Here is an 11,422-nt window from a genome sequence, read left to right as displayed (position 1 = left end):
ACTGGGGCTTTCTGCGTCAGACAGCGTGCGGGGCTTAGCGGGTGCGCGGGCGGTAGGTTGCGCTACCGAAGCCCAAGATCAGGTAACCGATCATCGGGAACAGCCAGAGCAGCACGATCGAGAACAGCCCGCCCTTGCCAAATCGTTCGCCCGTGCGAATGGCAACGAAGATCGCGAACACGATGTTCACCAGCGGAATAATGTAGAGCAGCGTCATCCATGCCGAGTAACCCGCAACCTTCACGAGCACGAACATGTTCACGATCGGAATGATCGCGAGGATCCCGGGGTACCCGGCCTTGGTGAAGACCTTCCACAGACCAATGGCGACGATCACATACACGATCAGCGCGAATATGCCAGAGGTGCCGTTCAACGCAAAGAGCGTGTTGAGTTCGGCCTGGTCGGTGATGCTATCGATCGCTAACATGGTGTGTCCTCCGTTGGATGTCGCGCACGCGCTAAGAAAGTTTAGAAGCCCAGCTTACCCAGCGCCTTCGGGTCGCGCTGCCACTCCTTCATCACCTTAACGCGCAGCGACAGGAACACGCGGCGCCCCAGCAGCTTCTCAATCTCGTGCCGGGCGCGTTCGCCCGAGCTGCGCAGCTGCGACCCGCCCTTGCCGATCACGATGCCCTTCTGGCTGTCGCGCTCAACATAGATCGAGCCGTAGATGGCGAGCAGGCCATCTTCGCGTTCTTCGCGGTCATCGACGCTCGCTGCGAGCGAGTGCGGCAGCTCTTCGCGGGCGCCCTCGAGGGTCGCCTCGCGAATGAGCTCAGCGATGCGGTCGTCTTCGTTCTCGTCGGTCGTCTGATCGCTCTCATAGAGCATCGGCGAGTGCGGCATCATGCACAGCAGCACGTCAGAGAGCACGTCGAGCTGCTCATCGGTGACGGCCGAGATAGGCACGATCGCATCCCACTCACGCAGCTCGCCCAGGCGGGTGAGCTGATCGATGATCTCGGTCTTCGAGGCCTCGTCGACCTTGGTGAGAATCGCGACCTTCTTGGCACGCGGAAAATCTTCGAGACGATCGTTAATGAAGCGGTCGCCCGGGCCGAGCTTTTCGTTGGCGGGCACGCAGAAGCCGATCACATCGACGTCGCCAAGCGTCGCTTCAACGAGCGCGTTCAGCCGCTCACCCAGTAGGGTGCGCGGGCGGTGAATACCCGGGGTGTCAACAATGATGAGCTGGCCATCTTCGCGGTGCACAATGCCCCGGATCGCGCGACGCGTGGTCTGCGGCTTCGGGCTCGTGATCGCAACCTTCTCGCCAACAAGCGCGTTGGTGAGAGTTGACTTCCCCACGTTGGGGCGACCCACGAATGAGACAAACCCCGCCCGCAAATTCTGTTCCTCGTTCATCATTCGTCCTTTTCCTCGGGCACTCCCACCCAACGCGCCTCAACAGTTGTGAGACGCTGCAGTTTGCGCATGACGCCCACTGCAATAAGTTCAATTCCCGATACCACGACGGTGTCGCCCGCATCGGGGAGGCGACCCAGTTCCTTTGCAACCAGACCACCCACAGTGTCTACTTCGTCGTCATCAAGTTCGATGTCGAAAAGTTCACCGAGTTGTTCCACGCTCAGCCGTGCGCTCACCATATACGAGCCGTCTGTTTGCGCGGTCACCTCGGGGAGATCTCGGTCGTGCTCGTCGTTAATCTCGCCCAGCAGTTCTTCGATCAGGTCTTCAAGGGTCACGAGCCCAGAGATGCCACCGTACTCATCAACGACCAACGCAAGATGGTTGGCGTCACGCTGCATCTGGCGCAGCAGGCTGTCAGCTCGCTGCAGCTCGGGCACAAAGATGGCCGGCTTTGCGATGCGAGTCACCGCAGCGGTCTCGGCTTCCTCAGCGCGTCGCAGCATGAAGCCGCTCGCGTCTCGCAGATACACGACGCCCACCACGTCATCTACGTCGCCCGCGATGACGGGTACGCGTGAGTGCCGTGAGGCGAGCATCTGCTCGAGTGCTTCGCGTACCGGCAGATCGCTCGACAGAGTGACCATGTCAATGCGCGGCACCATCACCTCGCGCACGAGGGTGTCACCGAATTCGACGAGCGAGTGAATGTACTCTCGGTCGTCGTCTTCGAGGAGCTCTTGCTCAGCGGCCTGATCCACCATCGAGAGGAGCTGCTGCTCATCGCGAATGTGAGCACGCCCTGCGGCGCGCCCCGGGGTGACCCGGTTGCCAAAGCGCATCAGCGCCGTGGCGATGGGGCCCAGCAATACCCGCACCGCGCGCATCGCAGGTGCCGCAAACCGAATCACCGCATCGGGGTGGTGGTTTCCCACCGTGCGGGGGCTTGATCCTACGAGCACGAACGTGGTCGCGGTCATCACGAGCGTCGCAAGGATGAGTTCAAGCCACAGCGCCTCAAGCGAATACGCAAGCACGAGAGTAATCAAGACCGCCGAGATCGTTTCGGCCAGCACACGGGCGAATCCGATCGCCTCGAGGTGCCTCCCCTCGTCTTCGGCAATCGCCCGAATGGCGCGGCCCGTGCGGGGAGATTCGTCGGCAAGTGTGACCAGTTCTGCTCGTGAACGCACTCCGAGGGCAGCGTCAGCGGCCGCGAGGAGGCCGCCCGCGCTGAGCAGCAAGACTGCGGCCCCCAGCAGTACGAATACGAGCGAGAGACTCAACGTGAACGCTCGTGCATGGCGAAGGAGAGCAGCAAATCGCGCTGCAATCCAAACATTTCTGCCTCCTCATCGGGCGCGGCGTGATCGTAGCCGAGCAGGTGCAGCATGCCGTGAGTCAGCAGCACCGATACTTCCTGTGCCAGGTCGTGGCCTGCGGCCTCACCCTGTGCCTGGGCGATCTGCGGGCAGATCACGATGTCGCCCAGCAGGCCTGCGGGGGTCTGCGCGTCGGCACGGCCGGGGCGCAATTCATCCATCGGGAAGCTGAGTACGTCGGTGGGCCCGGGCAGATCCATCCACTGCACGTGCAGTTGCGCGATCGCATCTTCGTTCACCAGCATCACACCGAGCTCGGTCGACGGGTGCACATGCATGGATTCGAGCACGAAGGCTGCGAGGCGCTGAATGCGCACCTCTTCAATTTCGATGTCCGACTCGTTGTTGATCTCGACGGTCATCGTGACCCTCCCTGGGCGTTTTCGGGGCCTTGGTTGCCCCGTAATGGTTGTGATGGGTGGTTCTGAGCCGGCTGTCGGCGCGGGTCCTGTTGCTGCTGCGCCGTGCGCCGTTCGTCATAGGCGCTGTACGCATCAACGATGCGGCCCACGAGACTGTGGCGCACGATGTCGTCGGAGTCGAGGTATGCGAAGTGCACGTCATCGACGCCGTCAAGAATCTGGCTCACGATGCGCAACCCACTCGAGGCGATCGGCAGATCCACCTGGGTGAGGTCGCCCGTGACAACCATTTTCGAACCGTACCCGAGCCTGGTCAGAAACATTTTCATCTGCTCGGGTGTGGTGTTCTGTGCCTCGTCGAGCACAATGAAGGCTTCGTTCAGGGTACGTCCGCGCATATATGCGAGCGGGGCCACCTCGATGGTGCCGCTGGCCAGCAGCTTCGGCACCACATCGATGTCCATCAGCGAGCCGATCGCATCAAACAGCGGCCGCAAGTACGGGTCAATTTTATCTTCGAGTGAACCAGGGAGATAGCCCAGCCGCTCTCCCGCCTCGACGGCAGGGCGGGTCAAAATAATCTTTGCAACTTCACGCCGCTGCAGTGCCTGCACCGCTTTGGCCATGGCGAGGTAGGTTTTACCGGTGCCCGCGGGGCCCACCCCAAACACGATCGTGTGTTCGTCAATGGCGTCGGCATAGGCACGTTGACCACGCGTCTGCGGGCGAACCGAGTGGCCGCGCACGGTGACAATGGGGGTGCTGAGCGCTTGGGCGGCGGTTGGGCCGTTGCCCTCGCGCACCATGCGGGTGATTTCGCTCACGTCGTTCGCTGACACGGCACCGCTGCCCCGCGCGAGCTTCACGATCTCACCGACGGCCAGCTCAGCGGCGCGCACCTTCGCCACGGGGCCGCGCATCGTGAGCACCTGATCGCGCACGTGAAAGTTCACCCCGGGGTGGTGGCGTTCGAGGTCACCGACGAGTCGGTCGCGGTGCCCGAGCAATGAGCCCAGGTCAACGCCCTCGAGAAGTACCGTGCGCTGCAGTTGCGGCGCGTCTGAGTGCGGAGCCTGCATATCAGGATCCAATGAGCGAACTCTCCTCGAGGTTGCCCGCGAGTACGTGCGCGTGCACGTGGAACACGGTCTGGCCGACGCCAGCGCCGGTGTTGAAAATCAAGCGATACTCTCCCCCGGCGTGCTCGTCTGCCAGCTGCTGTGCAACCTGAATCATCTCGGCGAGCGTTTCGGGCTCGGCCGCGGCAAGCTCGGTGACGTTCTCGTACGCCGTCGATTTAGGGATCACCAAAATGTGTACGGGAGCCTGCGGGCTCATATCGGGGAACGCAATTAAGCGCTCCGTCTCAGCGAGGATCTGCACTGGGATCTCGCCTGACACGATCTTTGCGAACACCGTCTCTTTTGCCATAGCGCTAGTTTAGAGCAGCCTGCTTGGGGCGGGCTACCAGCGACCGAGCGCGACGTTCAGCACAGCGAGGGCTGCGGGGCCGGCCGACGAGGTGCGCAGCACGGTTTCGCCGAGCACGGCGATCTGCGCGCCGGCCGCTTCAAGCCGGTCAAGTTCGGTATCAGAAAAACCCCCCTCAGGGCCCACCACCACGACAACCTCGTGTGCACCGCCCGCACCTCCGTTCAGGGTCGCGGCGTGCGCGCTCACCCACGCGCTGAGCGGGTGATTACCGCGCGGGTGCAGGGCAATCACCTCGGTGCTTGGGAGGGCTGCGAGCTCGCACAGCCCCGCGAGGCTGGTGAGCGGGCGTACACCCGGAATGCGCGGTCGCAGCGACTGTTTCGCGGCCTCCCGGGCGATCCGCTGCCACTTCTCGCAGCCGCGCTCGGCCTTATCACCGCTGCCATTCCACCGCGACACCGAGCGGTTGGCCTGCCAGGGCACGATCGCGTCGACGCCAAATTCGGTCGCCTGTTCGATGGCGCGCTCATCGCGGTCGCCCTTCGCGAGCGCCTGCACGAGCACCAAGGCGGGCGCGGGCGTTGCCGCCTCGTGCACCGTGTCGAGTCGCACCGTAAAGCGATCGCGTTCGGCGGTTTCGACCTCGCCCTCACCGATGCGGCCCTGGCCATCGCCGATCAAAATGCGTTCGCCGGTGCGCAGCCGGCTCACCCGTACTGCGTGGTGCGCCTCGTCACCCGTCACCTCAACCACGGTGCCGGGTGCGAGCGGTGCCTCGGCGAGTTGCTCCGCGTAGTACAGGTTTGCCATGCGCCTAGTTGCCCTTGAAGAATCGGTCGCGCAGCTTGCCGAAGAGCCCCTGCTGGAACTCGCCCAGGTACGGCTTCTCTTCGCCGCGCAAGGCAGCGAGCTGCCGCACGAGGTCCTTTTCGCGGCCCGAAAGTTTTGCGGGGGTAGTGACCTGCACGGCAATTTTGACATCGCCGCGGGTGGTGGAGCGCAGCCCCTGAATACCGCGGCCGCGCACCGTGATGATGTCGCCCGATTGGGTGCCCGCGGGCACGTCGGCCTCGAGCAGCCCGTCAATGCCGTCAAGTTTGGCCTCGACGCCCAAGATCGCGTCGGTCATCGATACCTGCATGGTGCACAGCAGGTCGTTGTTATCTCGGCTGAATACATCGTGGTGCACGACGCGGAACTCGATGAACAGGTCGCCGTTGGGCCCACCACCGGGGCCCACCTCGCCGCCGCCGCGCAGCTGCAACCGCGTGCCGGTGTCGATGCCAGAGGGAATATCAATGGGGATGGTGCGGCGCTCGCGCACGCGACCCTTGCCGCCACACTCGACGCAGGGGTTCTCGATGACCGTGCCATAGCCCTGGCAGCTGCCACAAGGGTGCATGGTGACCACGTTGCCAAACAGCGAGCGCACCTGGCGCTGCACCTGGCCGTGACCGTTGCACACGTCACAGGTTACGGGGTGAGTGCCGGGCTGGCAGCTGCTTCCTTGGCACACATCACACAAGACGGCCGTGTTGACGGTGACGTCGCGCTGCACGCCAAACATTACGTCTTGCAGGCTGACGTCGACACGAATCATCGCGTCTTCGCCCCGCTCGGCGCGCGGGCGCGGGCCGCGCTGGCCACCGCCACCGAAGCCGCCACTGCCGAAGAAGGTTTCGAAGATGTCACCGAAGCCGCCAGCGCCACCCTGACCGCCCTGGCCACCCATGTCATAGTTCTGACGCTGCTCGGCATCGCTCAAGACGTCATAGGCGTGCGTGACACCCTTGAATCGCTCTGAGGCTTCCTCGCTGGGGTTTACATCGGGGTGCAGCTGACGTGCCAGCTTGCGGTATGCCTTCTTGATCTCTTCTGGGGTCGCTTCGCGCGAGACTCCGAGGGTTTCGTAGTGATCGGCCACAGGCCTAGCTCCTCAGTGGTTGTAACGGTCATGTGACGAGGGAATCATGCTGAGTCCTCGCCCAAGATTTGGTTCAAATATCTAGCAACAGCGCGTACGGCGGCAATATTTCCCGCGTAATCCATGCGCATGGGGCCAAGCACCCCGAGTTTCGAGGAGTCCCCCGCGTCTTCGTATCGAGACGCAATCACCGAGGCGGTGGAGAGCCCATACGGCGCGTTCTCGCGGCCGATGGATGCGGCCACGGTGCGGCCCTCTTGCGCGAGCTCGGCAAACAATCGCAGCAGGGTGACCTGCTCTTCAATCGCGTCGAGCACGCCCGGCAGTGAGCCGGCGAAAGCATCGATGCGGGTGAGATTTGCGGCACCGGCCACGGCAATGCGATCGCTGCGGTTGGCTTGCAGCTGACTGCGCACCACCTCGATCACGCGCTCAACGACGGTGGCCTCTGCGGGCTCGGCCCACTCGCCAACTGTCTCAAGCAGCGCGCTCACGGCAGCGACACCAGATTCGACGTCGCCGCCCACCACTGCTTCAGCGATGCGCGAGCGCAGCCCGTGCACCCAGGCCTCGGTGACCCGCGTTGCCGGCAACCAAGCGAGCTGCTGCTCGACCACTCCCGTGCCCAGAATCAGCACGCACAACACGCGATCTTCGCCAATGGCGACGAGGTCGATGTGACGCACAACGGTGGCGCGCAGTGAAGGATACTGCACAACAGCGACCTGATTGGTCAGCTGCGAGAGCATGCGCACTGTGCGCCCCATCACATCGTCGAGGTCGCTGGATTCACCCAAAAATCGCTCGATGGCTGATTTTTGCGAACCTGAAAGCGGCCGGATCCTCGCGAGGGTATCGACATACAGCCGGTACCCCTTATCGGTGGGCACGCGCCCAGATGAGGTGTGCGGCTGGGCGATCAGCTCATTCTCTTCGAGCAGGGCCATGTCGTTGCGAATCGTCGCGGCCGACACCCCAAACTCATGCCGATCGACGATGGCTTTTGAGCCAACGGGTTCGTTCGAAGAGACGTAATCGCCCACGATTGCGTGGAGCACAGCGAGGCTACGTTCAGAGACCATCGACCCATCCTCCTAGCACTCGCTGTTTACGAGTGCTAAGTCTATCGCAGAGCACCTGGTCGATACCAAAGAGCAAATCTCGGTCACTCCAGCAGCCGGTGCACCACAGTGTCGGCAAGCAGCCGGCCCTGCAGGGTCGGTACCACCCGACCACCGATGGCAGCGCGACCGTCAATCAGGCCGCTCGCAATCAGCTCGGGCACTGCCCGGCGTCCCTCAGGCCCCAAAAGTTCAATTGGCAGGCCGTCGGCGATCCGGGTCTCGAGCAACACGCGCTCCTCAAGCCTGGCTGCGTCGGTGAGCAATTCGCGCGAGTGTGCGGGCGAAACGCCCGCGGCCACGCGCTGGGCGTACGCACCGGGGTGCTTCACGTTCCACCAGCGCACGCCACCCACGTGGCTGTGCGCGCCGGGGCCCGCCGCCCACCAGTCTTCGCCGGTCCAGTACGACAGGTTGTGGCTCGAGCGTGTTTCGGGCGTGCGCGACCAGTTGCTGATCTCATACCACGACAGGCCGGCCTCACGAAAGCGTGCGTCGGCGAGCTCGTACATTTCGGCGTGTAGATCTTCATCGGGCTCGGGCACCTCGCCGCGGCGAATCTGGGCGGCGAGCTTCGTGCCGCGCTCGACAATCAGCGCGTAGGCCGAAATGTGGTCGGGATTCGTGGCCAGCGCCGCATCGATCGACCGCTCCCAATCAGAGAGCGTCTCCCCCGGCGTGCCATAGATCAGATCGACGCTCACCTGCAGACCCGCGTCGCGCGCCCACCCAGTGACGAGCGGCACGCGCTCGGGGGTGTGCGTGCGATCAAGGGTCGCCAAAACGCTCGGCACCGCCGATTGCATGCCGAAACTGGCGCGGGTAAACCCGGCCTCGGCGAGGGTCGCGAGATACGCGGCATCCACCGAATCAGGGTTCGCTTCGGTGGTCACCTCGGCGCCCGGTGCGAGACCCCACTCGTCCTTGATGCGCTGCAGCATCAGGGCAAGGTCGGTCGCGGGCAGCAGGGTCGGCGTGCCACCCCCAAAGAACACCGTCGATACCTGGCGTTCGGCAACGCCCGAGCGCCGCAGCACATCGGCGCCGAAGCTGAGCTCCCAGGCTGCCTGTTCGGCGTAGTCGTTCTGCCTGGTGCCGCCGAGTTCTTGCGCGGTGTAGGTGTTGAAGTCGCAGTACCCGCAGCGCACGCGGCAGTACGGCACGTGCACATATACGCCGAAGTTACGCTCATCGCTGCCGACCGCTGCACTTGCAGGCAGCAGACCGTCTTCGGGCGCCGGATCCCCTTCGGGGAGCGCACCGGCCATTTAACTGGCCTCGGGTGCGGCGCCGGGCAGCAGCGCTTCGAGCTGGCTCGTCACCGTATCGATCGCGACCTGCAGGTCACTGCGGCCCTTACGGCCAAACAGCCCGACCTTCGCCGGCGCCAAAAAGCCCCGGCCGACGGCCCACACGGAGTCGTCTTCACGGTGCTCTACGAGAAACAACTGCTCGCCAATGGCACCTTCAGCGTCACTCGTGCCCCAGGCAAACCCGGCGCGACGCGGCTCGTTGATCGTGTAGATCACGAGTACGTCGCGGGGGGTGGCCCCGGGGCGGGTGATGCGGGCGCGGGCGCCCGCTGCGATGAAGGGGGTGCCGTCGGGCGCGAAGTGCTCTTCGCGCTCGACGGGGGCCTCGGGTGTACCGTCAACACCAAACTCGGGGCCGGTGTAGGTGTCGGAGTCGGCGCCGCCGAGCTCTTCCACGGTGACCCCGGCGCCGCGCTGGGCGCCCCAGGTCATCAGGTGGCTCGAAGCCGTGAGGAAGCGCGGCTGACCGCTGCCGAGGCGCACACTCTCTTCATACGGAGTGGCGCCCGCGGGCGGAAAGCGAGTGATGTCGGGCAGCTTCGAGGCGCCCACCGCGGCGTACGCGACCGGCATCTCGACATGGCTGCCGCGACGGGGAGGCGTTACGGCGTTCACTTCTTGCCGCTTTCCTTGCCATCGACGTCGCCCGAAAGCGCAGCGATGAAGGCCTCCTGCGGCACCTCGACACGACCAACCATCTTCATGCGCTTCTTGCCTTCCTTCTGCTTTTCAAGCAGCTTGCGCTTACGGCTAATGTCGCCACCGTAGCACTTGGCAAGGACATCCTTGCGAATGGCGCGAATGTTTTCGCGGGCAATAATGCGCGATCCAATAGCTGCCTGAATCGGCACCTCAAACTGCTGGCGCGGAATCAGCTTGCGCAGGCGATCCGTCATGAGCGTGCCGTAGGCGTAGGCGTTGTCGCGGTGCACAATCGCGCTGAACGCGTCAACCTGCTCGCCCTGCAGCAGAATGTCGACCTTCACGAGGTCAGCGGTCTGCTCACCCATGGGCTCATAGTCGAGGCTGGCGTAACCCTGGGTGCGGCTCTTCAGGTGGTCGAAGAAGTCGAACACGATCTCACCCATGGGCATGCTGTAGCGCAGCTCCACGCGTTCGCCGAGGTACTCCATACCCATCAGGGTGCCGCGGCGCGACTGGCACAGCTCCATGATGGTGCCGGTGTAATCCTTCGGCGTGAGAATGGCGACGCGCACGACAGGCTCGCTCACGCTGGCAATCTTGCCGTCGGGGTACTCAGAGGGGTTCGTGACCGTGATCTGGCTACCGTCTTCAGCGGTGACCTCGTACACCACGCTGGGCGCGGTGGCGATCAGGTCGAGGTCAAACTCACGGCGCAGGCGCTCTGAGATGATCTCAAGGTGCAACAGACCGAGGAAGCCGCAGCGGAAGCCGAAGCCGAGCGCGACTGACGTCTCGGGCTCGTACTGCAGCGCAGCGTCTTCAAGCTTCAGCTTGTCGAGCGCCTCGCGCAGCACGGTGAAGTCACTGCCATCGAGCGGGTACAGGCCCGAGAACACCATCGGCTTGGGATCGGTGTAACCAGGCAGCGCTTCGGCGGCGGGCTTCAGCTTTGCGGTGACGGTGTCGCCAACCTTCGACTGGCGCACATCCTTCACGCCGGTGATGAGGTAGCCGACCTCGCCCACGCCGAGCCCCTTGGTGGGAGTCGGACCGGGTGAAGATACGCCGATCTCGAGCGCTTCGTGATCTGAGAGCGTTGACATCATCATCACCTTTTCGCGCGGCGACAACTTGCCGTCGATCACGCGAACGTAGGTGACCACGCCGCGGTACGCGTCGTAGACCGAGTCAAAAATCATTGCGCGGGCAGGCGCGTTCGCGTCGCCCACGGGTGCGGGGATGCGCTTGACGACGTAGTCGAGGAGTTCCTCAACACCGGCGCCGGTTTTGCCCGAGACCTTCAAAATATCGTCGGGGTTGCCGCCGATCAGGTCGGTGATCTCGCGCGCGACCCGCTCGGGGTCTGCGGCGGGCAGATCAATCTTGTTGAGCACGGGAATGATCTCAAGATCGTTCTCCATGGCCAAGTAGAGGTTCGCGAGCGTCTGGGCTTCGATCCCCTGAGCTGCGTCGACCAGCAAGATGGCTCCCTCACACGCGGCGAGCGAGCGAGAGACCTCGTAGCTGAAGTCAACGTGACCGGGGGTATCGATCATGTTCAGGGCGTAGGAATCACTCCCTACATCCCAGTGCATGCGAACGGCCTGAGACTTGATCGTGATACCGCGCTCACGTTCAATATCCATGCGGTCGAGGTATTGGGCACGCATCTCGCGCTCGGGCACCGTACCGGTGACCTGCAGCATGCGATCGGCGAGCGTGGACTTACCGTGGTCGATGTGCGCGATGATGCAGAAGTTGCGGATCTTCGCGGGATCGGTCGACGCCGGCTCTGGGGGGTTCACACTGCGAGGAGACATTACCGGCCATTATCGCATGCGTCAGCTGCTAATGAGGCACCCGTCGCGCC

At 63.7% G+C, this 11,422-nt stretch carries 12 protein-coding genes; all 12 read right to left on the bottom strand.

The features are described from left to right. Positions 1-34 precede the first annotated feature (34 nt). Entirely contained in the window at positions 35-430 is a 396-nt protein-coding gene (locus tag JOF28_RS01670) for a DUF5684 domain-containing protein (protein ID WP_209704182.1), read from the bottom strand. A gap of 41 nt (positions 431-471) precedes the next feature. Further along, positions 472-1,368 (bottom strand): GTPase Era, encoded by an 897-nt coding sequence (era, locus tag JOF28_RS01665; RefSeq protein WP_209706678.1) that lies wholly within the window; start codon positions 1,366-1,368, stop codon positions 472-474. Then, positions 1,368-2,657: a hemolysin family protein gene (locus tag JOF28_RS01660; protein ID WP_209704181.1), complete on the bottom strand. Its 1,290-nt coding sequence runs from the start codon at positions 2,655-2,657 to the stop codon at positions 1,368-1,370. The genes era and JOF28_RS01660 overlap by 1 nt, the downstream gene beginning before the upstream one ends. Further along, the gene (ybeY, locus tag JOF28_RS01655; RefSeq protein ID WP_209704180.1) at positions 2,654-3,115 is read right to left on the bottom strand and encodes an rRNA maturation RNase YbeY; all 462 of its coding nucleotides are present in this window, start codon (positions 3,113-3,115) and stop codon (positions 2,654-2,656) included. Before ybeY ends, JOF28_RS01660 begins: the two co-directional genes overlap by 4 nt. Continuing rightward, the gene (locus tag JOF28_RS01650) at positions 3,112-4,194 is read right to left on the bottom strand and encodes a PhoH family protein (protein WP_209704179.1); all 1,083 of its coding nucleotides are present in this window, start codon (positions 4,192-4,194) and stop codon (positions 3,112-3,114) included. The genes ybeY and JOF28_RS01650 overlap by 4 nt, the downstream gene beginning before the upstream one ends. Position 4,195: 1 nt before the next feature. Beyond that, the gene (locus JOF28_RS01645; protein WP_209704178.1) at positions 4,196-4,546 is read right to left on the bottom strand and encodes an HIT domain-containing protein; all 351 of its coding nucleotides are present in this window, start codon (positions 4,544-4,546) and stop codon (positions 4,196-4,198) included. Positions 4,547-4,579: 33 nt separating this feature from the next. After that, positions 4,580-5,359, bottom strand: coding sequence for a 16S rRNA (uracil(1498)-N(3))-methyltransferase (locus JOF28_RS01640; protein WP_209704177.1), 780 nt, complete (start codon positions 5,357-5,359; stop codon positions 4,580-4,582). Positions 5,360-5,363: 4 nt separating this feature from the next. Continuing rightward, complete coding sequence (gene dnaJ / locus JOF28_RS01635) at positions 5,364-6,473, bottom strand: molecular chaperone DnaJ (protein WP_209704176.1); 1,110 nt, start codon at positions 6,471-6,473, stop codon at positions 5,364-5,366. Between the two features lie 44 nt (positions 6,474-6,517). Beyond that, positions 6,518-7,555, bottom strand: a complete 1,038-nt coding sequence (hrcA, locus tag JOF28_RS01630; protein ID WP_209704175.1) for a heat-inducible transcriptional repressor HrcA — start codon at positions 7,553-7,555, stop codon at positions 6,518-6,520. Positions 7,556-7,638: 83 nt separating this feature from the next. After that, positions 7,639-8,862: a radical SAM family heme chaperone HemW gene (gene hemW / locus JOF28_RS01625; RefSeq protein ID WP_209704174.1), complete on the bottom strand. Its 1,224-nt coding sequence runs from the start codon at positions 8,860-8,862 to the stop codon at positions 7,639-7,641. Further along, positions 8,863-9,522 carry a DUF1990 domain-containing protein gene (locus JOF28_RS01620; protein ID WP_342452046.1) on the bottom strand — a complete coding sequence of 220 codons (660 nt, stop codon included), beginning with the start codon at positions 9,520-9,522 and terminating at the stop codon, positions 8,863-8,865. Then, entirely contained in the window at positions 9,519-11,372 is a 1,854-nt protein-coding gene (lepA, locus tag JOF28_RS01615; RefSeq protein ID WP_209704173.1) for a translation elongation factor 4, read from the bottom strand. The genes JOF28_RS01620 and lepA overlap by 4 nt, the downstream gene beginning before the upstream one ends. Positions 11,373-11,422: the final 50 nt, after the last annotated feature.

This window comes from Leucobacter exalbidus, assembly GCF_017834145.1.
In the GTDB taxonomy this organism is placed as follows: Bacteria; Actinomycetota; Actinomycetes; order Actinomycetales; family Microbacteriaceae; genus Leucobacter; species Leucobacter exalbidus.
Note: the sequence above shows the minus strand (reverse complement) of the source record. Positions and strands in the feature narration are given on the sequence as shown.